This window comes from Paenibacillus sp. J31R34 (assembly GCF_059383715.1).
The window spans coordinates 460,687-484,340 of the sequence record NZ_JBXENU010000001.1 but is presented as its reverse complement, the minus strand read 5'-3'; the positions used below and the strand labels follow the sequence as shown (position 1 = coordinate 484,340).

The window sequence follows — 23,654 nt, the reverse complement described above, 5'->3', positions numbered from 1 at the left end:
TCTATTTCTCTCAAATATAGCGCATGCCGCTAAAAATGAAAATAGTGGGAATCATAGATGCTGCCTGGAGCGTTGTCCCTAACCTTGATTCAGCAATCTCAACGAATGCAAAAAGGGAAGCCCGCTTCCTTCCGGCTTCCCTTTCATATACGCTGCATCAATCGCTACTGTCTTACATCCGCTTTCTGACCGGTATCCATATCTCGCTTCTAAACGCTGCGGACGTGATGTCCTTATGCTCATTCCACAAAAGCTCCGGCCCCTCCACTTGCTCATAGCTGGAAGACGGGAACCACTCCGAATAAATGCGGCCCCAAATTTCTTGAAGCGTACCCGGGAATGGCCCGACTGCTTCAAATACGGCCCAGGAAGATGCTGCAACCTCCAATTGTGAAAATGGCACCGGACACGCGAGCGTTGTGGCCACGCCAATATAATGGTCCAGCTCGCCCTTCTCCTCCATCCGGCCTTCCGAGAAATTCGCCGAGCCGCTAATCATGCCATAAGGCTCGATATTGGATAGCTGCTTGAGCACAGTTATCTTTTGCTCATCCAAGCTTTGCCACATTGCCGCGATTTCCGGATTAACCCCGTTAAACTGGATGGGCACCCGCTTGTGAATGCCTACGATGCGAAAATCCGCTTTTTCCTCGATGCGATAATTCATTTCGACTCCTCCTTTAACGATTAACTGGAAGGTCATGCGAGGGCAAACCTTTAACGATGGTCCGCTGCTTCTTGCTTCGGATGGCGTAACCCCATGGTAAAGCTGAAACGCCTTCGTAAATGCGTCCGGTGATTGATAGCCATATTTCATCGCAACGTCGATGACTTTAACCTGGCTTTGCTGCAGCTCAAAGGCAGCCAGCGTTAGACGCCGGCGGCGAATGTACTCAGACATCGTAAGCCCAGCAAGGAATGAGAACATTCGCTTAAAATGATATTCCGAGCATAACGCCCGCCTTGCCGCCTCTTTAAAATCAATCTCCTCCGTCAAATGTTCTTCCATATAGGCCAATGCCCGGTTCATGTGCTCAAGCATCTTTAGTTGCCCTCCCTTCCACACTTGTAGAGTATCAAATTCGCCCCGAAGGAGTCCGACAGTTCATGCACCAAATTGACGGGTTCGTTTAAGGTTTTTAACAATCAAACGTAATAATCAGACGTAGCTCTGATGGTTCTCTCCTTCCAACCAAACGGTTGACGACATCCAAGAAAGCACGGCTACATTCCATATAATTTACGGTATCCATATAAACTTTTCCGTCCATCGTTTCGTCTTCGTATTCAAACACTTGGTTCCAATCGTATTCTAAGATTTCTTTAGCGGTAAACCAAGTCGTGCTATGGTACTCACCATATTTTATTTGAAGCCGAATTTCTGGACTAACATCGTCAGGCAATCCGCGCGGCTCACTGATAAAAGGCATTTGGTCAGGGTTCCGAATATTGGCGAGAATGGCGAAGAGATCATAATTCCGATCTTTAAAAATCATATCCTCCCTCTCGACTACCCAAGGCGCCTCTTCGTTACGTTCTGAAAAAAGAATGACCCAACTGTTTTTAGTCCATTTATCAATTGAAATCCATGTTCCCGTTTGATCTATACCTGAATAGCGATACATTTTTTGCTCTACGAAACAATGAATATCGGTCCCCATCTATTTCCTCCATGATTAAGGCTTCAACTGCAACAAAAGATGATAATGCGCATAAGCCTTCTCGGACAGCTTGTCCTCATACGCCCAAAACTGCTCATCCTGCTCTTCGAGCGCATCGCTCTCTTCCTCCGTCAGCACCTTCGGGATGTCCCAAAGCGCTTCCAATCGCGGATCATCCTTATAGGTATCAATCACCGCATAGCAGCCTGTGAGAATATCCAGCGCTTTTGGCGCTGCAATGGTGTTTAAAGCACGAACGGCGTGCAAATAAGCTTCATATCCCCAGTTGCAAAAAAACTGCAAAAACCCGCCGTTATACATATCGGCTTCCAGCAGCCATAAAGCCGCGACTTCCTGCTCAGCTTCCGTTAGGGAGGCCCAATCTCCGCCAGCCTGATTTTTCTTGTCCGTCATCACTCACCACTCCAAAAAACAATCCTCAATCAGCGCCTCAAATGAGTCTGCCAATGGCTTCATTTCCCCATTATCATGATAGCAGATGAGAACCTGCCCAGCCGGATTAATGATAATAGGATCGCCGGAGCCATCCATCGATATCACATAGCTGCTCTCCAAAAGCTCGGCAAGTAAACTTCCTTCAAACTGCTCTCGAAACTCCAGCGTCAAATCAACAACCGTTTCTTTTCCAATGCTGGAGCCATTCGAGAACGCATGAACAGCCAGACCCGCATACGCACCGCCAAATTTCTGGATAAAATGAATATAGTCCGCATGAAAGCTTACATTTAGCCGCTCCTGTGCCATTGCGATTTCTTCTTGGCTGGCAGCAATGCCGACTAAAGAAAGATTATCCTCCCGATAAAGGAACGCCTTTAATCGTTCCATAAGCTCTTCTTTCATATTATCCATGCCCTCCTTGCCGATAATAACTAGCTTTTGTGCCATTTTAGCTTCTACTATATCCTGCTTCCTGCTCACCATGCTCTTGCTTCCTATTGTACCATCCTATTAGCGTATTCTACCAATTCTTCCTCCCCGATTTGCCTTTTTCCATGCGTTGCTATTAAGCTTAGGTTTGAAGGGCATTCTACATCATTTATAATAGACAAGGAGTCTACATAATGGATAAAAAACTGATGAAAGCGCTCAAAAAGCTTTATAAGTATGCCAATTCCCACTACAATCCAGATCGCAGCATCAGTTTATATAACACGGATATTTTGGAGCCAAGTGAGCGTGAACTGCTTGAGCATTATAAGTGGGAAGCTAATAAAATCGAGCTGCTTACCCATGACGAGCTGAACCGCAAGCTCATTTCGCTTCAATCCAATGAAGCATTTTCATGGGGCAGCATTGCTGGCGTATTCATTGCCGGCGTTGGCGGCAGCTTTCCAGCGGGTATCTCTTCTTTAATGAACTATAAACAGATGATTCATATGCAGGAGCATCCGTATGAGCAGGCGGAGCGTTTCGTATGCTGCAAATATTGCGGATTCAGCAAAGACCAGTACGAGCATCTAACGTATATTCGGTACGCCATTCATTTGGGCAATGCCTATGATTCGACAGTGGGCGCATATGCCCATTTGACCGAGTTAGCTGAGTTGACTGAGCATGGCCCTATTGTACCAACGGCTGAGGATATTCAAAAGTTCTCCCAGCTTCTGCACTTCATTGATGAAGCCGAGGACGATGAAACGCCCGGCAAATTGGAGAAGCGCCTTACCGCAGCGAAGCTTCTGAAAGGAACACCTGGCATGCGCCGCAGCATTCTGAAATCCCTAGCATCGGTAGGGGTACTGCCCAATACGGTTCTCCCCCTCACTCCTGATTCTTGGACGAATATGGAGGACATTTTGAACGGCGAGCTTCAGCTAAGCAATACGAAAGGACGCTCCGATATGGAGATGCCATGGGCAGGCTGGAAGGGCGAGCTAGGCGTAGACTGGGATAAAGCGCGGCAGTTGTTCGGGGAATATATTTCAGGCTAATCATATGCAAAACTATTCGGAATTGACCAAAATATGCCGCGAAAGCAGGGTGCAGATATGCAGGTACAACTGGTTGAAAAAATAATTGCGGAATGGGCGTCAGTGAACGCCGATGCCCTTGGTTTAGAGCCAAATCATATCCATGCTTCATATATTTATAACCCTGGTGGCTTCGGCAACTTGTCTGTCCGGCTGACGGACGGCCGCACTCAGCTTCATGTCAAGCTGGCCCCACCTAGCAAGGCTGCGCGTCTGCGGCAATGGGCGGGCGTCAGTGATTATCTTGCCGGGAACTACACCGCGCCCAGGCTGGTCCATGCAATTGAGTACGAAATCGTGCCGGGATATCCCTACGGACTCGTTTTTGAATTTATCGAGGAAGCGATCCCGCTTATGGAAACACGGAATCCTGAGGTTGCGCTAACGGGTGTCATAGAGACCATCGCTAAGCTCCATCGCGACGAACGTCTTCGCGGAATGCTGCCTAATACTGAGACTCGCACTTATTCGGAGGCGTTCGAGGACGAGTATATTACCCGGTTTACGGAGGATCTCGAAGAAATCCGAAATTCGCGCGAGCTGCTCCGTGATTTTGTATCGGACGAGACGATTTTGTGGTTTGGGGAAGAGGTTCAGAGGCTGCGGGACATCGTTCGGCACACCCCTGCATTTCTACACCCTGCGAGTGATGTTGTTCATAACGATCTGAACAGCAACAACGTATTGACATGCGACAATTACGGGTTCCGGATAATCGACTGGGACGACTTAACTGGCCAGGGCGACGCGGCGATGGACTACTCGGTACTGCTTTGGCCACTAACGCATAACCCGTCCTGGCCGATATGGAGAGATAAAGTTCTGGCACAAGCCGGGACTGCGGCCCTCGAACGATTGGAACTGTATTTTCGGGCGAAGCTGCTCGATGACGTCATCGACGTGCTGGCTGATTATGTTGAGGCTGAGCAGGTTCCGGAGCACCGGGAGGAAGCTCAGCGCACGGCAAGGGCTGTGCATCTTCATTCGTATCCGCAGTATCTCGCCAAATATGGTTTTGATAGTGGACAGCACTTCGCAACAAAAAAGAGAGGTTCCGAATCATAGCTTTCTTCCTCTGTATAAGGCTATAATTTAACCGAATCCAAATGTTTATATTTTGTCATCGCGGAGGGCTTATGAAGCAGCTGTTCGAACCTGTTCTTTTTCAAAATCAGCAGTCGCTCGTGTGGAATTATAATCTGTACACGAACGACCATTACAAAGGTTATTACCACTGGCATCAATGCTGTGAAATTATGTACATCCATCGCGGCCAGGGGCATATTGTCGTCAATCAGCAAATGTACGATATTCGCGGAGGCATGCTGTTTTTCTTTCAGCCTTATCAGCTGCATCGCATTTATTCGGACGTTTCAACGGAAAAGCCGTTTCATCGCTCAATTTTTTACATCGACCCCTATGCCGCTGAGAAGCTGCTGCTTGGTTTTCCCAATCGGAAGACGATCTTTTCGGCTCTATGGCAGGGCACAAATGATCGGTGCGGCTTTGATCTGAGCGAGCGAGCCGAGGTTATGGAATGGATGCTGCAGTCTTACGACTGCAATCAGCAGCCAAACGGTTCGATTCATCATGAAAATGTTGAAAATATTACCATGCTGCTGCTTCAGCTCGTAAGCTGCCTGGAAATGGGCGACAGCACTCTTCTGCCTGCCGAGCAGCATCGTTCGCTGCGCTATTCCGAGCGAATGATGCGCTGGATCGAGGAGCATTACCATGAAGAAATCCATTTAGAGCAGCTGGCGGCAGAAATGCATTTGTCCAAATCCTATATTTCCAGACTGTTTCATCAGGAAACCGGTAGCCGGCTTGTCGATTATTTGACTGCCCGACGCATTAAGCAGGCTTGCCGGCTGCTGCGCACGACCGACTTGTCCGTTGAGCAGATTGGCATTGCCGTCGGTTTTCCGAACGCCTCCTATTTTAACCAGCTATTCCGCAAAGCGCTTGGAACCACTCCACTCAAATACCGCAAAAATCAGTAATGACAAAATATAAACATTTCTTTATATTCAATTGCAACTTTCCGTGTCTCAAACGGGCTATACTCAGGTCACCGCATATTCAAAAATGATGGAGGCCTGTACAATGACTGAGTCCTATTGGCAAGAAATAATAAAACGGCTGGACAGCAAGGCTGAGCGCATGGTTCAGCAAATCGGCGACAAATGTCCGCATTTTGCGGGTAAGGACGGGAAATTTGACGATATTGGGTCCGACTGGTGGACGACGGGCTTCTGGCCGGGGCTGCTGTGGATTATGCATGATATGACGGGCAAGCCAGCATACAAGGATGCTGCATGGCATTGGGATGAAACGCTAGAGCAATGGTTTATTAAGCCGACGGTTGAGCTGCATCATGATGTTGGCTTTCAGTTTTTGCCGACTGCGGTTATTAAGCATACGCTCACCGGCGATGAGGATGCTTTGCGCCGAGGAATCGAAGCAGCGAACTTCCTCGCTGCCCGTTACAATCCGGTCGGCAAATTTATTCGGGCCTGGAATGAGGATAAGTATGGCTGGGTCATTATCGACTGCATGCTGAACATATCCCTCTTGTTCTGGGCGAGCAAAGTGACCGGAGATCCGCGCTACAAGCATATTGCAATCAGTCACGCCGAGACGACGATGCAGCACGGCATTCGTCCAGATGGCTCCACTAAGCATATTATTTCCTTCGATGCTGAAAATGGCGCCTACCTCGAAAACTTGGGCGGCCAAGGCTATTCGCCGGAATCTTCATGGAGCCGCGGTACGGCATGGGGACTATACGGTTTTACAAATACGTATCGCCATACTGGAGATGAGCGGTTCCTAGATACGGCGAAGCGCATCGCCCATTATTTTATCGCTGGCCTGCCGGAGGATCAGGTGCCGTATTGGGATTTCCGTCTCGGAGACGATGAGCGCCTGTTTCGGGACAGCTCGGCGGCAAGCATCGCCGCATCTGGCCTGCTGGAGCTGGCGCAGCTTGTGGCACCGGGCGAGAAAAGCTTGTATACGAATGCAGCGGAGCGGATTTTGCGTTCGTTGACGGAAAATTATGCGACATGGGAGCAGCCGGAGCATGAGGCGATATTGCTGCATGGAACGGGCAGCGGCACTAGCTTTATCGATGTATCGCTCATCTATGGCGATTATTATTATGTCGAGGCAATTGCCAAGCTGAACGGCTGGAAGCACCGCATTTTTTAACAACTATCCCAACATTAAAAACAGCGGCAAGCCGGAGACGAGTAATATCGTCTTAGACTGCCGCTGTTTTATTGAGCTCCCTCGGTACGATTCATTTTTCTCACAAATGCTCGCTTATTCGCAGGATTTCACCCTTACCAAAACTACAGAATGAAAGTAAGTGAACCCTTGTTGTAGACCAGGCCAACATGAAGGCGTGAGGAAATAGAGGGGGCGGTTCACGCCCCATTTTTTACCATATACTGCACACTTTCTCCACGCCGCCCTGAAGGTTTTCACTCCCATGTCTCAACGGGTCTTTGCCCTCTCATTCCTTCGTTACGCCTGTCCAAGGGGTGGAGGCCGGTCTTGCTAACGTTACGGGTCGATGCCCTTTGGTTCAATACACCCGGTACCCTGTGCTTTCTTTTTGAAATCCTGCGAATAAGCCAACATTTGTACGACGAAACGGTAAGTTATTGCTTAAGCTGCTTGCTGAACGGGCATCGTTTTGTGAGGATTGTAGGCTTCGTTGCTGCGGGCCATTCCAACGAGTATTCGGGCTAATTTACCACACAGTTTCATAAGCGATCTCATTTTCTTCATCTTTTTCACCTGTACATTGTACGCATGCATTGCTTTGAATTCCGGGTTATTCCCAACCAAACTCATGGTCATCATGTAAATAAACCGACGGAGGCGAGATCGTCCACGTTTACTAATCTTCATCTGTCCTGTCCATTTGCCTGAGCTTGCTTCTGCAAGGTTGAGACCTGCATGCCGAAGCAGTGCATTACCATGCGCAAAGCCGCTTAAATCCCCGGCCTCTCCAAGAATACCCGCTAGTGAGATCGCGCTAATCCCTTTGACAGCAAGCATTAATTTAGCAAAAGGGATGCGATCTAACACCGTAATAATCTCTGCCTCAACTACTTGCAGTTGTTGACATGCAAGGTCGTATTCGGCGAGGAGTTGCTTTAAATGAAGTTTGTACGCACACGTAGCTTGTTTAGATCCAACTGAATGACGAGCAAGAGTGATAAGGACTTGGGCCTTTCTTTCACCAGGCTGACGCTTCATGAGGGATTTCCACCCTCGTACCACGTCATGAGGCTGTAATTTCCCTAGTTCTTCAGGTGTCGGGAAAAGACGGAGCGTGGCCAATGAACTTCTGCACATAAGCCCTTTAAAGACTTGTCGCAGTTCTGGGAACACCACGTCAACCCAACGATGGATTTGATTCTTCGTACTAACGAGTCTCGTTACGACGGAGTCCCGATTTGAGAGAAAGACTCGAAGTTCTTCAAAAGCCTCAGGTGTGTCGCGGATGAACGCGTAGTAGCCATTCTTAACCATGTCCGCAATAACTAGGGCATCCTTCTTGTCACTCTTCGATGGGGTATTATCGCGGTTCTCCTTATTCTTTTTCACCAAATGAGGGTTGACCAGAACAACTTCAATTGGATGCTTTGAAAGCCATCTAGAGATATTAAGCCAGTAATGACCGGTAGGTTCCATGCCAACAATGACCGAGTTAAGATTATGAGCTGCTTGCAAGGAAAGAACCCAACGAAGAAGAACTTGAAACCCTTCTTCATTATTTGAGAAGGATAGTGGATGACCGATGACGATTCCGCGGAAGTTTACTGCACGAGCGACATGCGTTAGTTGTGCAATGTCGATTCCGACGACGAGATGCTGAGGGGTAATTTTTTCAATGAGTTGATTTTGTTTGTCTTGGGATTTAAACTTCATAGTAGAGCGTCCTCCTGGATGATGGGATTTTTAGGGCTATGACCCGTTGCGTACTCCCATCGTACCGAGGCGCTCTTCTTTTTGCAAAGCTGATAATTAACGCTCTACAGGAATGCTAACGTTCCTCGTTAGTTCAAGAGCATACGTTTTTTTTCATCAACTAACTTTGACGGAGTAACATCATTACCCTCAGAATCGACTACCGAGACAGCTAACATAGTGGTCATGAACTGTCCACGAATCATCTGCAAATAATCTTGCCGCAGTTTCAACTGCTCTGCTTTCTCGTTATCGGTTAGTCCTTCTTTTGCTTGTTTTCTGCTCAGTTCGTTTATTCTATTAAGAAAAGGAATCATCGTTTTCATCTCCAATGTTGTTTATGATAGGGTTGCATACCTATTCTCTGGGTAAGGAAGTCCCAGGTTTCCCCGCAAGGTGCGGGACTCATATTCTCTTCGGAATATTCCTTTTTCCTGTAGGATGGGGACGACCAGATCAATGAAATCATCCAATCCCGAAGGATGCTCCTGTCTTAGGAGCAGCAGGTCCATTGCCCCTGCTTGATGCCAATGCTCAATCTTATCTGCCACGGTCTCTGCCGATCCGAAAAATGAGGGCTTAGGTGTGCGATTTCCTAGCGGCGACAGCCTTTGCAGCTCCTTGAACTTTTCATTCGCCTCAGCTTCTGTTCTTCCGACGATGATATGTTGGGTTGGCATAGTCAACAGGTCTTCCGGCGATCTTCCTGCAAGGGCTGCTCTTCTTCTTAATTCCATACTGAATTGATTAGCATAATTAAAATCATCCCCATTTACGAGTACGCCTTCAGCATGCTTGGATGCGATATCCATAAAATCATCAGAAGTACCTGCTTGAAAAATAACGGGTCTTCCTTGTGAAGAACGACTAATATTTAATGGGCCGTCTACAGAGAAATATTTTCCTCTATAGTTCAGTGGATGCATCTTTCTTGGATTGAAGAAAATACCGCTCTTTTTATCACGGATAAAAGCATCATCTTCATAGGAATCCCATAGTCCTTCTACAATTTCAATAAACTCTTTCTTCAAAGGGTATAAATCAGCTTTAGAAAGATGCCTTCTGCTGTAGTTAGCCAAACCGCCAGGATTAGAAGTGATGGCGTTCCATGCTGCCCTCCCGTTGCTTATTTTATCGAGAGAGGCCATCTGCCTAGCCACTGTAAATGGATCTGCGTAGGATGTTGCAATGGTTGCAGCAAGTCCAATATGGCTCGTTACCATACTTAAAGCGGATAGTATCGTTACACCTTCAAACATACTTAGATAATGTGGAATCATACCAGGGCCTATATGGCTTACATCTGCTAAAAAAACCATATCGAATTTCCCTTCTTCAGCCATTTTTGCTTTTTTCACATAATGATCTACACTTTCGCTCGCATTAGAAGGCATGTCGTGATGGCGCCATGCCGTATAACTCCAACCTACACCATCGACAATTGCACCGATTTTAAGTTGTTTTTTATTTCGCATGTTACCCCTCATTTCTGTTAAGGCCAAACTCTTTAGCCAATAATTCAAAAGCTTTTAGCCGCGCAGCCTGTTCGGGATAAAAATCAGCGATCATGATTTCGTCAACCCATGCCTCTTTCGCTTTTTCCCTTAGCTTTTTCGCCACATTTTCGATACTTCCGATGACGAATCGTTCACGGTTGTACTCCCGAGCTCTTTCTTCGTCAGGCGTATACCGATGAGCTGCCGCTTCTTCTAAGGTAGGAAAAGAAATAATAGATGATCCTGTAGCCATCCTTGCCCACATGAGTTCTAACGGACCGCTCAAATACTTTGCCTCTTCGTCAGTCTCTGCAGTAATAACAGCGATAGCCATCATACTTTTAGGCTCCTTCAGATTCAACGAGGGAATGAATTTCTCACGATAGGCTCGCAAAATTGGTACTGCCAGTTTCGGAGCCAAATGGGCAGCAAATGCAAAGCCGAGCCCTTTTTCTATCGCAAACTGTACCCCTCCCTGACTGGAGCCCAGCATATAAAGCTCAGGAATCAAGGATGGATCACCAGGAGGCTTGATGTTACGGTAAGGATGTTGTTCCGGGAAGCTTCGCGAAAAAAAAGAAAGTAAATAATCTAATTGGACAGGGAAATCATCTTGCGAGCCCTGCAAGGCCATTGCCGTTAAACGATCTGTCCCAGCGGCCCTTCCTAAGCCTAGATCTACTCTTCCCGGATATAGCGCTTCAAGCAAGGTGAAGTTTTCTACCACTTTCAATGGACTATGATTAGGCAGCATCATTCCTCCAGAACCAACACGAATGTGCCGGCTCTGGGAGGCTGCATGCAAGCTTAGCAAATCGGGAGAAGTGCTGATTTGACTCGTTGTATTGTGATGTTCCGTAAACCAGTACCTGGTATAACCCAGTTGATCGGCTAACTTAACAACCTCTGTTGTATTAGTAAGACTTTCTATAGGATTGCTATGCTTGTATACATGAACGAAATCCAATATCGATAATTTTAAGTTTTGTTCATTCATCGTTGAATGCATTGGGTATACTCCTCTTTCATATAAATCAGCTTAAATGCTGCCTCGTTCCTGTAAGTGAGGCTGTTTCAATTGCGCTAAGAAGTTTATGATGGCGTAGAGCATGGGCAAAATCAGGGGTAGTGTAAGTGCCCTCACGCAGATCTTTAGCGAACTGTGCATAAATCCGAGCTGTATTATTTGGTAAACCAGCAGGAAGCTTTTCATCAAAATAAGATGCAGGAACAGTCAAGTCTTCCATACGCTCGTCTTGATTTCGCCCGCCTTGCAGCTTTAATTCAGCCAGTTGGAGATGGCCCGTCGGTGCTGTTATGACAAGATCGCCTTTTGTACCATTGATTTCCCAACGCATATTGTCGCCACGAGAAATTCCTCCGCGATAAAAGGTAGAAACAGCCGCACCATTCGTCAGTGTCCCCATAATCGATACATGGCTCGGAGAGGTAAAGGGAATGTTAGTATGATCATCTGTTAATAAGGCTTCGGATTGATTGGTTACCAACTCTGCAGAAATGGTTGAAAAATCGCCAAGCATATACTGTAGGGCGTCAAAGGTGTGCATAATCGGAACAGACAGAACGGTTACGCCATTATTTTTATCATAAACATATGAGTTCCCTCGGTCGGTAACCCCCGTCCAACCCATTCCTGATCCCACCAGGGTCGTACTTTGTACATCACCAATGTAACCATCTAAGATCAGATCTCTTGCGTAGCGAATGATTGGACTATAACGTGCCTGTAAGCCAACAATTGTGCGTATTCCAATGGATTCTGCATGAAGAGTCAAGCTTTCTGCTTCTGCTAAGCCATTGGCGAGCGGCCACTCTGAAAAAACCATTTTGCCTGCATCCAATGCAGCTGATATTATTTCATGATGATAGGGAACTTTTACAGTGACGACAACCAAATCTACGCCAGGATGGTTTATTAAATCCAAGTGGTTATCGAATCCGGGTACACCAAACTTTCTCTCGGCTTCTTTCGCAGTCGTTTGACGGCTTGTACTTACAGCTCTCAATTCGTACTCGTGGGATAACGCCTTAATAGATGGGATGTGTACATTAACCGCCCAACTGTAAGGATTAGAGGGACTTGCTCCGACAACACCAACACCAATTTTCTCTGTAGTCACGTATAATCGTCTCCTTTTTGCAATAAATTTGTTCTTTTCTAAAAGCTAATTTAATTAGCTTACTAAATATTTGTTTAGCCTACTAAATAAAATACTAAAAAAAGAGAGAGCTTAAAATAAGTTACTCTCCATTTGCTTCATAAGACGCCTTAATAATAAGCGTTCTTCCGTTAAAATTGATTTGAGTAATTTTTCTTGCTGCTGTCTCCATTTGATTCCAATGGGCTCTTCTAGTTCTTTGCCTTGTTGGGTTAGAAAAATTCGCATAACCCTAGCATCTTTATCATCACGTTTACGGTAAATAAATCCGTTTTGTTCCAGTGATTTAACCATATTCGTTACCGTAGGCGGTTCACAATTCAGATGTTCACATAGCTGCATTTGTGTCACTCCATCGCCTAACCACAAGCGATAAAGCAAATTATCCTGACCTACATAAAGGTTAAGCTCTCTTAGACTTTCGCTGTAATCCCGGCGCATTCGAGCTGATATTTTATCTAACAGCTCCCGAATATCACAATCCACCTTATCATCCATGCGGCAACCCTCAAATAGCTGTAATTTATTTAGTAAGCTAAATATATCACGATGAAATTCCTGTGTCAACTTACCCTAGGTAAAGAGCTTATTATGTATCCTATCTCATGAAAATGATTTCACCACTTTTAAATTATTTAGAACAAGACTTTATTGTAATGAATCACCTGGTTTCTGCGACCTTTCAATGCTCGGCCGAGTATAGAGATTTACCTAATACCTTAATAATCTAATCCCTGAATATTTTAGCTAAAATGAAGATCGTCGAGATAAGCTCCTAACTGGATTCACCTCCGTTAAATAAAAAAATCCGCCATCTAAGCGAACTTCATTATTCGAACTAAACTGAAATGATGCCCTCTGGACCATTCATCGCTAGACCCGCAAGGGCTTTGCAATGAGCTTCCAGAGGGCATTTCACTTACAGGAATGACACTAAGAACAAGAGCTTTAATTTTGGCTTTGGCTTTGGCTTTGGCTTTGCTTTGAGTAGTATTGCGTTGGTCTTAGCTGTTAAACAGTGTGGTCATTTCCGCTGCGCTGAGCGCCCGATTATAAATTCGGAAATCGTCGAGTCCACCGTTTAAATACGGGTCTCCCGTATATTGCGAACGGCCCAAATAGTTAAGCGTCGTATTGCCAAGACTCGATGGCTTAAGCGTCATATTCGTATTGGTGCCTACGAGTACGCCATCTACGTACAGACTTGCCGTATTACCCGAGAGCGTTACTCCGACATGCTTCCATACCCCAGTCGGAAACGCCGTCGTCGTTGAAATCCGCTGCTCTCCTCCACTGCCGCTATTCGTAATGGCAAATCTTAAGCCTGCGCCGCCCGGCCTTGGTGTTAAGAACATGTTCGCCGTTGTACCCGTACCAAAGTCAAAAATTCTCGTCCAATCGGATACCGCGTTCAGCTTCACCCAAGTAGCAATGGTGAAATCATTCAAGCTGTTCACAATGCCTGCTGGCAAGCTTCCATATCCAGTAGAACCGTTAAAATTGACGGCGCCCGACGCATGCCCGGCTGCCCAAGTGATGCCGCCGCTCAGCGCAGCTGTTTTTCCATTGCCTGACGCATCAGCGGCCGTTGCTCCGCTTGTTTCATTAAATAAATATTGGGCAACAACATCGCTGACTGGCCCGCCTCCGCCTAAATTAATCGTAAACGATTGGGTGACAGGCGTGCTTTGCGTGTCGTAATCCCTTAGCTGAACAGTGAACGTATAGCTGCTTTGAGGGGCACTATTGTCGATTGTTCCTGTAAGGGTACCTTTGAAGCGATCAAACGTCAGCCCTGGCGGCAGCGAACCGCTCGTTACATTCCAATCATAGAAAGGCACACCGCCCTTGGCTGTGAGCTGCTGCGAATAAGCTGCGCCCTTCGTTCCGTTAGGCAGCGAGGTTGTAACAATAGAAGGCGCTACGAAAGGAGACAGATTTTTATTGATTTTCCAGCCCGCATTTTCGGCGATCAATAAACTCAGCTTCGTCATCATCCAGCGCTGGGAAGGAAACTTGTGGTTTCTGCCTCCACTCTGGCCGCTGATTCGATCCCAATAAAGGGAATTGGCATCCGAAATATGATAGCTGGAATCTAGCGGAACCGCGTTCCCTTGATATGCGATGACTTCCGCATCATTGCTACCGCCGGCGCTATGGTAGTTCACCATGCCGCTCCAACTGCTGTGGAAGGCAACGGCATGGCCAAACTCATGGGCGATTAAGCCTAATACATCTGTTTGGCAGTTTGAGGTACAGGAAGCTCCTGGCATTTGAGCTAAATAATACTCTTCATCATTCAAGGAGGAAAACGGTGTAAACCCGGAATAAAAGTCCAAAATCAGTCCATAAGAGCGGTGAATCGGACCCTGAACCCCAGCCCGTTTGTGGTATTTGCCGTTATCTGCCGGATAGCCCGTTGAGTAAGGATCGTTTAAGCCGCGCAGAAAAACCCATACGCCATTATAAGCGGCATTATTGGTAGCGCTAATCGGATTCAGCCAGTTGTCGCCTGGAATTGAAATATTTTCAGTGCCTGAAGCTACTGTGTCATATGGCGTCTCGTCAAAGAAATAAAACCAGTCCTTGACCCCCTGCTCGGTAGCCGCCTTCACTCCTGCATCTGCAAAGATGCCCGTAATCGTATCAAAGCGGTAATCAAAGTTGATAGGCAGCGAAGGTTCGGCATTATCATCCTGATCCAGCACGCGAATCGGAATCGTTTGCGTGCTCTGTGTATTATTGCTTTGAACGACCTGCATGCTCAGCGTGTAATTTTCGATTTCGTTGGGCCCGCCAATTCGATCGGGGTGAATCGCTAATTCAAAATCCAGCTGCTGGGATGCATTCGTAAAAGTGAGCGTTTTCGCCGAGCCCGTTGCCGATAGCGTACTAGGCTTATTCATCATCAGCCGGGTCGTTCCCTGTGTACGCAGGTTAATCGTAACGGGGAAAACAGCGCTAGATGGTGGCTTAACCGTGAGCTTCACAGATGGATTCGCAAGATAACCCTGCCAATCGACCAATTCAATACCGTTGTCATTAACGGTCCGCCCGAATATGTCTACTACTTCCGCAAAATTGGCCGCCGCATAAACCGATTTCTGCGGAATCGTGCCTATAACGCCTATTAGCAAGGCCAAACAAACAACTGCTGACATCATTTTTTTAACGGCCACGCGGTTCGTACCTCTTTTCAACATCGCCAAGCCTCCCTTTTATTTGTGAATTGCCTGCCTTCTGCCTTCTGTCTTCTATTCGTCTGTTTCCGTCACGCGGATGACCTTCCACTGCTCAATGCCCGTTGAAGCTGTCGGCTTTGCTTTCATCGATAGCCGAATTTTGGTCGTCGTCACCGGATCAAAGGTGGTCACATTATACTGGTCCGGCAACACGCCATATGCAGACGGATTGGAAACATGCGTCCAATTCGTCCCATCCCAATATTGGATGTAGAACGACTCCGGCAAATCAATGCCGTCATTATCATCAAACCAATAAACTTCACTTGACGATAATGTAAAAGGCTGGTCAAAATCATATTGCACCCATTGCTCGGTTCCGTGCGAGTCCCAATTGCCATACACCGGATGGCCTCGGTCTGCAGAGCTCTCCGGTTCGTACTCGTCATTCAGCCCTACCAAGCTCTCCCAAGGCGAGACGTAGGAAGTCGTAATGCTTCCCTCAATCGCCACATTAGGATTTACTGGCGCTGGCGGCTCAACAACTGGAGGCAATGGCTGATCTGCTGCAAGACTGGCAATCTCGGCGGCAGACAAAGCGCGATTATAAAGCTTGATCTCATCCAAAATGCCATTCCAATAACGTTCATCGCGTTGAGACTTTCCAACATAATGGTGCTCGCCCTTTAAAATGGATTCGATCGCTCCCAGGGTCAAATTAGAGGTTCTCGCTGCTTCCATCCCATTTACATAAAGGATCGCCGTATGACCAGATGCCGTGACCGCCACATGCTGCCATTTTCCAGAGGTTATGCTGCCCCCTAAGATGGTTGCTTCCTCCTTACCCCCTTTTCTCGAAATCGTAAAGCTTAAGCCGCCTTGGGAATCTGTGGATAGTGCCATATACTTAGAATCCGATGTGCCAAAATCAAAAATCCGCGAGCTCGTGTCATAGACCGAATTCGTCACGCCAACTGAGCTTGGAGAATAGACACTATCCGTCACATTCACCCATGAAGAGAACGAGAACGCTTTTGCTTTTTTCAGCATGTCACGTGGCAGTTCAACATAATTGGAAGCCCCATTAAAGGCTATCCCACCCCCTCTCGCCCCATCTGTTCTGCTTGCATGCAAGGTCGAGATATCGTACCCCGCTCCCGAATAATCTAGGGAGATCGCCCCGTCTGCTTCATCAAACAAATAGCTTCCTAAAAGCTCGCCTTGGCCCACATTTAATGTGAATGTCTTTTGAACGGGGGTTCCAAGCTCATCGTAATCGCGAAGCTGTACCGTAAACGAATAGCTGCCCTCTGCTTGCACAGACACTTTTCCAGCGATTTTGCCGGTGAAGCGGTCCAAGGTCAGCCCTTGTGGCAGCGAACCATCTGCAATCGTCCAATCGTAAAAAGGAACCCCGCCCTCCGCTTGCAACTGCAGCTCATAATTTTTCCCCTGCTTCGCATTTGGAATCGGCATGTTTTTAATGGATGGACTCAGGAACGGAGTCAGCTTATCGTTCAGCTTCCAGCCTGCTTTTTCCGCAATTAGCAAGGTTAGCTTCGTCAGCATCCAGCGCTTATTGTGAAAAAGATGCGTCCTTCCGCCATTTTGACCGCTGATCCGATCCCAATAGGGCTCCTCTCCCGGAATATGATAGGTGCCGTCGAGCGGAACGGGCCCGCCTTGATAGGCGACAATATTGTCTGCCGTGCCCCCGCTTCGCTTATAAGCAGCTACCCCTTTCCAGTTACCGGAAAATACGAGCGCATGGCCAAACTCATGCATAATGAGGCCGTATACATCCGTAGACGTATTTGACATTTCCGTGAGGTACCATTCCTCGTCATTCAAAGATGTAAATGGCGTCGCCGTATCGTAAAAATCAAGAATCGTCATTAATGAACGATGAAGCTTATCCGGAATCGTAATGCCGCCGCGCTTATGATATTTTCCATTGTCCGTCGGAGCACCTGTTGAATAAGGGCCATTCAGCCCTCTTAGAAAAATCCACATCCCGTTGAATGCCTCATCATTCGTTACTTCAATGTGGCCATCAAAGTTATCCTCGGGAAGCATGCTTACTTCGGAGTTTGCAGGAACCGTATCAAATGACTCCATATCAAAAAAATAAAACCAATCCTTAATGGCCTGCTCGCCCGCCTCGCGAATTGCAGGATCACTAAAATAAGGCTGTATCGTATCGAATCGGTAATCAAATTTTAAAGGAAGCTCGGGCTCCTTCTCGTCATCCTGATCCCATACGCGAATAGGCGTTGTCTGCGAACGAACAGCTCCTAACGCATCGGTAATCGTCAGCTCAAGCGTATAATGCTCGATTTCGCCGTTGCCGCCTATCCGATCCGGATGAATTTCCAGCAGGAACGGTTTGCGCTCGCCAGCAGCATCAAAGGCCAGCGTTTTTTGGGCACCTGTCGCGCTGAGTGTACTTGGCCGGTCCATCATCAAGCGGGAGGTGCCTTTAGCTTTAATGTCTATGGTGAGCGGATAAGCGGCATTGGCAGGCGGAATGACGTTCAACTTAACATAGGGATTGGCAATATAGCCTTGCCAGTCAACCAGCTCAACGCCGTAATGATTAACGGTTCGGCCAAAAATATCTTCAAGCTTCGCTTCGCCGCTCGTTAGTTCCGGCTGAGCAGGCTTAGGCTTTGCAGCAGCGGGCATAGCAAAAAGCGAAACGAATAACATACAACAAATGACGAATGAAATCCCTTTTTTCATCATCAAGCCTCCCTCTACTTCCGCATATTAGCTTTCCCGAATCCACACCGCCATTTCTCCTTCACCACGATTCGCCCAAGCATAATAAGGGACAGCCCGAATGGTGCAGGAATGCTGCCCTCGCCTGCGAGATTCATATAGCCTTTGGCTGCTACCCGGCTGTTCGCCCCGCACGGCCTGCCCTTCAATGACGACGATACCGCCGAGCAAATCAGGCTTAAAATGCGCGGCAAGCGTAGCTTGCTCAGGCAGCGCAATATGCGATAAGAACGCCCCATTATCCGCTTCCTCCAAGCAATACACAACAGGCCCCCGCTGCAAGGCCACTTTGCCTGCATTCGCCCGAACATCGGGATGGGCATATAGGCGCTTGATTGCCATGGGGAATTTTAGCGCAATATGATCTCCCGTATGCCAGATGCGGTTTATCGCAGCATAACCTTTGTGGATTTGCAGCGAATCTGGCGGTATCGCTTGACCATTTACGTTAATCGCTGCATCGTCGCACCAGTCTGGTATGCGAAGGGCGATCGTAAACGCTTCAGCACGCTCAGGCGTCACGTGAATGGCGACCGTTTCTTCCCAAGGGAAATGGGCTTGCAGGGAAAGACTTACGTTTTGCCCCGCCACCTTCAGCGTAGTCTCGCTGCCGATATATTGATGGATATAAACCGCAAACTCGTTTTGGGAATAAATATAAGAGCCGAGTGATGCGATAAGTCGTGCAAGATTGGGCGGGCAGCAAGCACAGCCGAACCATTTTTGCCGGGAGGGCTTCACATGCCGTGTATCCGGACGTTTGCAGGCGGCGGGCCATACTTCCAGCGGATTGACATAGAAAAAGCTTTTGCCATCCAGCCCCATGCCGCTAATGGTTCCGTTGTATAAAGCCCGCTCAATGACGTCTGCATATTTGCTGTCCGGATCAAGATGGAGCATGCTCTGCGCCCAGAAAACAAGGCCGATAGAAGCGCAGGTCTCGGTATAAGCGGTATCATTAGGCAAATCATAGTCGAATGAAAAAGCTTCCCCTTCGTGATTCGAGCCAATGCCTCCTGTTACATACATCTGCTTTTGCGTCACGTTTTCCCATAGCCTTTTGCAGCTTTCGAGCAGCGCTGTATCATTCGTCGCGCCAGCCAAATCCGCCATGCCGGTATACATATATACCGCCCGCACGGCATGCCCTGTCGCCACCAGCTGCTCCCGAACAGGCAAATGGGCTTGATTATATTCGTAATTGTTTTTGTATAATGAATAGTAGCCTTCACGCAGCAGCGATTCTCGTCCCCGTTTCTCAGCACGCTTCTCTGCTTCCGCCTTGAAATAATGAGGCTCTTGGCCGCGCTCATCAATAAAAAACTGGCATAGCTTCAAATAGCGCTCCTGGCCCGTTGCACTATAAAGCTTCATAAGAGCCAGCTCTATTTCCTGATGCCCGGGATAACCTCGCAGCTTGCCCTTTTCTGCGCCATATACCGAATCGATATGATCCGCCAGCTTGCAGGCGATATCCAGCAGCTTGCGCTTGCCCGTCGTTTCATAATAAGCAACGGCTGCCTCTATCAAATGGCCCGCGCAATAGGTTTCATGATTATCGCGTTCATTCGTCCAGCGCTGGTCCTGATTTTGTATCGTAAAATAAGTATTAAGATAACCATCCGGCTGCTGGGCTTTCCCCAGCAAATCTATCGTTTCATCCGCAAGCTTTTCCAGCTCCGTATTGGGATCGGCCTGCAAGCTGTATGCGACAGCCTCCAGCCACTTGGTTACATCGCTATCTTGAAAAACATAGCCGTAACACGCTCCTTCCGCTTCGCCAGCCGCTATGCGGTAATTTTGCAGCGCATGGCTGGGGGAAGCGCCTTCAACCCGGTCATTAATGGCCTCCCATTGATAGGGAATGACCTCATCACGAACGAGACTTCTATAATGGGACCAAAAAGGGTCATGAATCTTAACGGACTTATACGAAACCTTTCGCCATTTTTCGTTGCTTTCAATTATTTTCAACGTTGCCACAGCCTTTCGCCCACATTTGGTAGACTTGCTCTCTCGCCTTTGGAATGCCCGGATGAAACTGGATTAAAGCGGAAGCACGCACTTGCTGAACCTTTTGCAGCGCCTCCGCTAGTTTTGCATCGCTTTGCCTGCCCAGCAGCCCCACATCTCTGCAAATGGAAGTGGCTGCAAGCCGCCCCTGCGCCATGGCTACAAGAGCACTTTCAACACCGGTTATATTGCCGGCTACATACAGCCCAGCTACTGGAGTCTGCATCGCTTCGCTATGAAGCGGAATATGGCCGCCGAGCTCTTTCATATAAACAAAGGGACAGCCGGCAACCGAAGCTAACTCGGCTAATGGATATAGACCACCAGCAAGAGCGACGAAATCAACCGCTTCCTCCCGCTCGCTTCCAGCAATCGTTTCGCCGCGTCCATTTACGTCGGCAAGCGTCACCGATTCCACATGGTCCTTGCCATTGATAGCTACAGCCGTTGTCCGAAGCTTTAATGGAATATCCCATAGCTTGATGCCACCTTTCGGGAAAAAATGGGATACCACTCCCGCCATATTTAGAGAATGGGCTACTTTACCACCCATTCTCATAAATGCCGACGGTGCTAAATGGGCTAATCCGAGCAGCTTTTCTACATTTTCTTTAGGCAAAGCGTCTGTTCCAGAAAGCGGACTTTGCGTAGGCAGTACGATGGATGCGATGGATACCCCGCTTACCGATAGCTCACGAGCGATTGCCATCGCTAGCACGTTAACTCCGATAATGAGGCCGCGGCGCCCGGGTTTGACGAAATGTACATTAGTCATCACTTGCGCTGCGCCAATCGACATGACACCTGGCAGTGTCCATCCGGGAGACGGCTGCGGAATCTCGGCACCGCCCGTTGCCAGCAATACGTTAGCTGCCGTGATGGAACCGTCTGACGTTCTAATCACCCAATGTTGATCGTTTTGCCACATGCCGTGAACGGATACGCCGCAGCGGATATGAACACCTAGCGTGCAGCACTGCTCGATGAGATGATGGGCGACCTGTTTTCCTACCCACCAGTGGCCCTTCTCTTCATGAAACTGGCCGAGCATGCGTCCGCCCGGTTCGGGAAATTCATCCAATATCGTGACATTTAGGCCGTTTTCAGCAGCTACAACAGCTGCCGACAAGCCAGCCGGCCCAGCACCAACAATAATGAGATCAGGCTGGCTCTCCTTCGTCATAGCAGCTTCCTCCCTGTTATTTTGTTTGGAAGCTGCTGCCCCTCAGCTATACACATTCCTGCTTCAAGCGGAGTAAGACAGGAACGTACCATTCCTTTTCCTTCTATGCTCAGGCGGCATTCCATGCAATGACCAATGGCACAATAAAGCCCACGAGCATGCCCCGATTCCTCATGCCTGCGCAGCGTCCGAACACCGGCTGCGAGCAGCGCCGCCGCTATTGGTTCTCCCTTTAGCCCTGTCATTGGCTTCCCATTAAAGGAAAAAGCAACAGGTTCACGCGGCGTCTGCCAACAGCCAAGTATCGGATGGTTCTCAATCCTTTCCATTACGCTTCATCCTTTGCTAGCTGGCCAAACGTTATAGGCCGAATAGGCGGACGGTACGATAATAATTCAGCGTCACGAGGATCATCTGGATTTTTCACATGAATCCATGTTTCTACAAGGGCTCGGCAAACCCGTCCCTGACAAGCGCCCATCGTAGCCCTTGTTTTCATCTTCAGCTGGCGTGAAGTGCAGCTTCCCGACGCATAAGCTTCTTCCAATTGCCCCATGGTCACTTCTTCGCAGCGGCAAATGACTAAGGATGAATGCTTCATTATATAAACCTCCCAAGGTGAAACGGCTATCGTCGTCCTTTGGCGGCGCGGCGCGTTTCATTCCGAGAAATATAGAGAAGGAATAGAAAAATCACATACTTTTCTATATTTTAAAAATAACGGATAGCGCATGTTTTTAATTCCGTATAGAAATCCAAAGCCGCTTGCCCTTGCTCGCGCGAATGCGAGCTGGAAAGCTTCATCCCGCCGAATGGGGACTGATATTCGACGCCCGCTGTTTCCTGATTCACGCGAACCATGCCTGCCTGCGCTTCATCCAAAAACCGATGGGCATAGGACAAGCTTTGCGTAAACAGCGAAGCGCTTAGCCCAAAAATCGATTGATTGCATAAAGCGATGGCCTCCTCGAAATCAGATGCCTGAAGCAGCGCTGCAACTGGCCCAAAAACCTCTTCCTGAATAAGGGGATGCCCTGCATCCAAGCCTGCTGCCACGATCGGCTGAATATAATACCCCTCGTTTATTTCAGCAGCAGCCGGACCTTGGGCAACAATATCCGCCTGCTGCTGGGCCATATGGACATAAGACATGACCGTTTCATATTGGCTTGCGGAAGCAACGGGGCCTAAATAAGCGGTAGGATCTAGAGCTTGTGCCAGCTTGATCTGTGAAACCGCTGTACCGAGCGCTTTCGTAAACGAAGCATAAATGCCTGATTCGACGATAATTCGGCTCGTTGCTGTACATTTCTGCCCTGCCGAACGGAAGGCGCCGCTGACAATGAGCGGAATCGTCTTTTCAAGATCAGCGTCGTTTAAAACAACAGCGGCATTTTTCCCGCCCATTTCCGTCTGATATTTAATATTTCGCATGGCGCAAAGCTGGGCAATATGAGTGCCTGTTGATGTAGAGCCAGTAAAGTTTACCGCGTCGAGCGAAATTTGCTCCAGCAATACATCTCCGATTTTGCTGCCCTTGCCAATGACGAGATTGATGACGCCCGAAGGAAGCCCTGCTTCTGCAAAAATCTCAATGAGCTTCGTTGCCGTTAAGGAGGCAAATTCCGCCGGCTTCCAAATAACGGTGTTGCCGCAAATAAGCGCAGGCGCGATTTTCCAAATAGGTATGGCAACCGGGAAATTCCATGGGGTAATAATGCCAACAACGCCCAGAGGAACCTTTTTCGTATACTGCAAAACGCTGGGCTCACTTGAAGGAATGACAACCCCATTGGCTCGTACCCCTTCCGCCGCGTAATAACGGAGCAAATTCACTCCACGCATCACTTCACCGCGCATTTCCGTAATCGGTTTACCCATTTCCAAGCTTGCGAGATTCGCTACCTCAGCCAGCTTGGACTCCAGTGCGGCAGCAAGTTTATACAAATGCTCTGCTCGAGCAGCGCCTGTTAGACAAGACCATGCTTCAAACGCTTTACGCGCCGCCTGCTCCGCCTGTACGACGTGGGACTGGTCAGATAGATGGAGAACGCCAACCTCCTCTTTAATATTCGATGGATTTATAACGACAGATTCGCCTGCTGCTGGCGTAATCCACTCGCCTCCGATCCAATTCCGACTGCTCACCATTTTGCGATTCCTCCTCTTCGGACTAGGCTG

The 23,654-nt window shown here is 48.1% G+C and carries 21 protein-coding genes; 4 read left to right on the top strand and 17 right to left on the bottom strand.

The window, feature by feature from the left end; translation table 11 throughout:
- Nucleotides 1–172: 172 nt before the first annotated feature.
- The 4 genes from AC50YG_RS02050 to AC50YG_RS02035 form a co-directional block, all read right to left on the bottom strand.
- Complete coding sequence (locus AC50YG_RS02050; protein WP_494824347.1) at nucleotides 173–1,042, bottom strand: AraC family transcriptional regulator; 870 nt, start codon at nucleotides 1,040–1,042, stop codon at nucleotides 173–175.
- 97 nt (nucleotides 1,043–1,139) lie between these two features.
- A complete protein-coding gene (locus tag AC50YG_RS02045) occupies nucleotides 1,140–1,661 on the bottom strand; it encodes a hypothetical protein (protein ID WP_494824345.1) in 522 nt (173 codons plus the stop codon).
- Between the two features lie 15 nt (nucleotides 1,662–1,676).
- A complete protein-coding gene (locus tag AC50YG_RS02040) occupies nucleotides 1,677–2,075 on the bottom strand; it encodes a DMP19 family protein (protein WP_494824343.1) in 399 nt (132 codons plus the stop codon).
- 3 nt (nucleotides 2,076–2,078) lie between these two features.
- A complete protein-coding gene (locus AC50YG_RS02035; protein WP_494824341.1) occupies nucleotides 2,079–2,603 on the bottom strand; it encodes an SMI1/KNR4 family protein in 525 nt (174 codons plus the stop codon).
- A 140-nt stretch (nucleotides 2,604–2,743) separates the two neighbouring features.
- On the opposite strand from AC50YG_RS02035, the gene AC50YG_RS02030 reads away from it, so the two are divergent.
- From AC50YG_RS02030 to AC50YG_RS02015, 4 genes are all read left to right on the top strand, one after another.
- The gene (locus tag AC50YG_RS02030; protein ID WP_494824338.1) at nucleotides 2,744–3,613 is read left to right on the top strand and encodes a hypothetical protein; all 870 of its coding nucleotides are present in this window, start codon (nucleotides 2,744–2,746) and stop codon (nucleotides 3,611–3,613) included.
- Nucleotides 3,614–3,670: 57 nt separating this feature from the next.
- Nucleotides 3,671–4,717 (top strand): aminoglycoside phosphotransferase family protein, encoded by a 1,047-nt coding sequence (locus tag AC50YG_RS02025; RefSeq protein ID WP_494824337.1) that lies wholly within the window; start codon nucleotides 3,671–3,673, stop codon nucleotides 4,715–4,717.
- Nucleotides 4,718–4,788: 71 nt separating this feature from the next.
- Nucleotides 4,789–5,655, top strand: coding sequence for an AraC family transcriptional regulator (locus AC50YG_RS02020; protein WP_473761499.1), 867 nt, complete (start codon nucleotides 4,789–4,791; stop codon nucleotides 5,653–5,655).
- 103 nt (nucleotides 5,656–5,758) lie between these two features.
- A complete protein-coding gene (locus tag AC50YG_RS02015; protein WP_494824333.1) occupies nucleotides 5,759–6,865 on the top strand; it encodes a glycoside hydrolase family 88 protein in 1,107 nt (368 codons plus the stop codon).
- Nucleotides 6,866–7,327: 462 nt separating this feature from the next.
- On the opposite strand, the gene AC50YG_RS02010 is transcribed toward AC50YG_RS02015, so the two are convergent.
- The 13 genes from AC50YG_RS02010 to AC50YG_RS01950 form a co-directional block, all read right to left on the bottom strand.
- Entirely contained in the window at nucleotides 7,328–8,599 is a 1,272-nt protein-coding gene (locus AC50YG_RS02010) for an IS110 family RNA-guided transposase (RefSeq protein ID WP_494824331.1), read from the bottom strand.
- Between the two features lie 128 nt (nucleotides 8,600–8,727).
- Nucleotides 8,728–8,955 (bottom strand): DUF896 domain-containing protein, encoded by a 228-nt coding sequence (locus AC50YG_RS02005; RefSeq protein ID WP_494824329.1) that lies wholly within the window; start codon nucleotides 8,953–8,955, stop codon nucleotides 8,728–8,730.
- A gap of 21 nt (nucleotides 8,956–8,976) precedes the next feature.
- Nucleotides 8,977–10,113 (bottom strand): NtaA/DmoA family FMN-dependent monooxygenase, encoded by a 1,137-nt coding sequence (locus AC50YG_RS02000; protein ID WP_494824327.1) that lies wholly within the window; start codon nucleotides 10,111–10,113, stop codon nucleotides 8,977–8,979.
- Between the two features lies 1 nt (nucleotide 10,114).
- Nucleotides 10,115–11,143: an LLM class flavin-dependent oxidoreductase gene (locus AC50YG_RS01995; RefSeq protein WP_494824325.1), complete on the bottom strand. Its 1,029-nt coding sequence runs from the start codon at nucleotides 11,141–11,143 to the stop codon at nucleotides 10,115–10,117.
- Between the two features lie 25 nt (nucleotides 11,144–11,168).
- Nucleotides 11,169–12,275 (bottom strand): Gfo/Idh/MocA family protein, encoded by a 1,107-nt coding sequence (locus AC50YG_RS01990; protein WP_494824323.1) that lies wholly within the window; start codon nucleotides 12,273–12,275, stop codon nucleotides 11,169–11,171.
- Nucleotides 12,276–12,386: 111 nt separating this feature from the next.
- On the bottom strand, nucleotides 12,387–12,812 hold the full coding sequence (locus AC50YG_RS01985; protein WP_494824320.1) for a MarR family winged helix-turn-helix transcriptional regulator: 426 nt from the start codon (nucleotides 12,810–12,812) through the stop codon (nucleotides 12,387–12,389).
- Nucleotides 12,813–13,318: 506 nt separating this feature from the next.
- Complete coding sequence (locus AC50YG_RS01980; protein WP_494824318.1) at nucleotides 13,319–15,517, bottom strand: LamG-like jellyroll fold domain-containing protein; 2,199 nt, start codon at nucleotides 15,515–15,517, stop codon at nucleotides 13,319–13,321.
- Nucleotides 15,518–15,568: 51 nt separating this feature from the next.
- A complete protein-coding gene (locus AC50YG_RS01975; RefSeq protein WP_494824316.1) occupies nucleotides 15,569–18,238 on the bottom strand; it encodes a LamG-like jellyroll fold domain-containing protein in 2,670 nt (889 codons plus the stop codon).
- Between the two features lie 27 nt (nucleotides 18,239–18,265).
- Nucleotides 18,266–20,251, bottom strand: a complete 1,986-nt coding sequence (locus AC50YG_RS01970; protein ID WP_494824313.1) for a glycoside hydrolase family 127 protein — start codon at nucleotides 20,249–20,251, stop codon at nucleotides 18,266–18,268.
- Nucleotides 20,238–21,473, bottom strand: a complete 1,236-nt coding sequence (locus tag AC50YG_RS01965; RefSeq protein ID WP_494824312.1) for an NAD(P)/FAD-dependent oxidoreductase — start codon at nucleotides 21,471–21,473, stop codon at nucleotides 20,238–20,240. Before AC50YG_RS01965 ends, AC50YG_RS01970 begins: the two co-directional genes overlap by 14 nt.
- Complete coding sequence (locus tag AC50YG_RS01960; protein ID WP_494824310.1) at nucleotides 21,470–21,802, bottom strand: (2Fe-2S)-binding protein; 333 nt, start codon at nucleotides 21,800–21,802, stop codon at nucleotides 21,470–21,472. Before AC50YG_RS01960 ends, AC50YG_RS01965 begins: the two co-directional genes overlap by 4 nt.
- Nucleotides 21,802–22,074: a (2Fe-2S)-binding protein gene (locus tag AC50YG_RS01955; protein ID WP_494824308.1), complete on the bottom strand. Its 273-nt coding sequence runs from the start codon at nucleotides 22,072–22,074 to the stop codon at nucleotides 21,802–21,804. Before AC50YG_RS01955 ends, AC50YG_RS01960 begins: the two co-directional genes overlap by 1 nt.
- A gap of 110 nt (nucleotides 22,075–22,184) precedes the next feature.
- The gene (locus AC50YG_RS01950; protein WP_494825263.1) at nucleotides 22,185–23,621 is read right to left on the bottom strand and encodes an aldehyde dehydrogenase family protein; all 1,437 of its coding nucleotides are present in this window, start codon (nucleotides 23,619–23,621) and stop codon (nucleotides 22,185–22,187) included.
- Between the last annotated feature and the right edge of the window lie 33 nt (nucleotides 23,622–23,654).

Excerpts from the sequence above, each read along its gene's own strand:
- AC50YG_RS02050 (WP_494824347.1), bottom strand. The coding sequence starts at position 1,042 with ATGCTTGAGCACATGAACCGGGCATTGGCCTATATGGAAGAACATTTG.
- AC50YG_RS02045 (WP_494824345.1), bottom strand. The coding sequence starts at position 1,661 with ATGGGGACCGATATTCATTGTTTCGTAGAGCAAAAAATGTATCGCTAT.
- AC50YG_RS02040 (WP_494824343.1), bottom strand. The coding sequence starts at position 2,075 with ATGACGGACAAGAAAAATCAGGCTGGCGGAGATTGGGCCTCCCTAACG.
- AC50YG_RS02035 (WP_494824341.1), bottom strand. The coding sequence starts at position 2,603 with ATGGTGAGCAGGAAGCAGGATATAGTAGAAGCTAAAATGGCACAAAAG.
- AC50YG_RS02030 (WP_494824338.1), top strand. The coding sequence starts at position 2,744 with ATGGATAAAAAACTGATGAAAGCGCTCAAAAAGCTTTATAAGTATGCC.
- AC50YG_RS02025 (WP_494824337.1), top strand. The coding sequence starts at position 3,671 with ATGCAGGTACAACTGGTTGAAAAAATAATTGCGGAATGGGCGTCAGTG.
- AC50YG_RS02020 (WP_473761499.1), top strand. The coding sequence starts at position 4,789 with ATGAAGCAGCTGTTCGAACCTGTTCTTTTTCAAAATCAGCAGTCGCTC.
- AC50YG_RS02015 (WP_494824333.1), top strand. The coding sequence starts at position 5,759 with ATGACTGAGTCCTATTGGCAAGAAATAATAAAACGGCTGGACAGCAAG.
- AC50YG_RS02010 (WP_494824331.1), bottom strand. The coding sequence starts at position 8,599 with ATGAAGTTTAAATCCCAAGACAAACAAAATCAACTCATTGAAAAAATT.
- AC50YG_RS02005 (WP_494824329.1), bottom strand. The coding sequence starts at position 8,955 with ATGATTCCTTTTCTTAATAGAATAAACGAACTGAGCAGAAAACAAGCA.
- AC50YG_RS02000 (WP_494824327.1), bottom strand. The coding sequence starts at position 10,113 with ATGCGAAATAAAAAACAACTTAAAATCGGTGCAATTGTCGATGGTGTA.
- AC50YG_RS01995 (WP_494824325.1), bottom strand. The coding sequence starts at position 11,143 with ATGCATTCAACGATGAATGAACAAAACTTAAAATTATCGATATTGGAT.
- AC50YG_RS01985 (WP_494824320.1), bottom strand. The coding sequence starts at position 12,812 with ATGGATGATAAGGTGGATTGTGATATTCGGGAGCTGTTAGATAAAATA.
- AC50YG_RS01980 (WP_494824318.1), bottom strand. The coding sequence starts at position 15,517 with ATGTTGAAAAGAGGTACGAACCGCGTGGCCGTTAAAAAAATGATGTCA.
- AC50YG_RS01975 (WP_494824316.1), bottom strand. The coding sequence starts at position 18,238 with ATGAAAAAAGGGATTTCATTCGTCATTTGTTGTATGTTATTCGTTTCG.
- AC50YG_RS01965 (WP_494824312.1), bottom strand. The coding sequence starts at position 21,473 with ATGACGAAGGAGAGCCAGCCTGATCTCATTATTGTTGGTGCTGGGCCG.
- AC50YG_RS01960 (WP_494824310.1), bottom strand. The coding sequence starts at position 21,802 with ATGGAAAGGATTGAGAACCATCCGATACTTGGCTGTTGGCAGACGCCG.
- AC50YG_RS01955 (WP_494824308.1), bottom strand. The coding sequence starts at position 22,074 with ATGAAGCATTCATCCTTAGTCATTTGCCGCTGCGAAGAAGTGACCATG.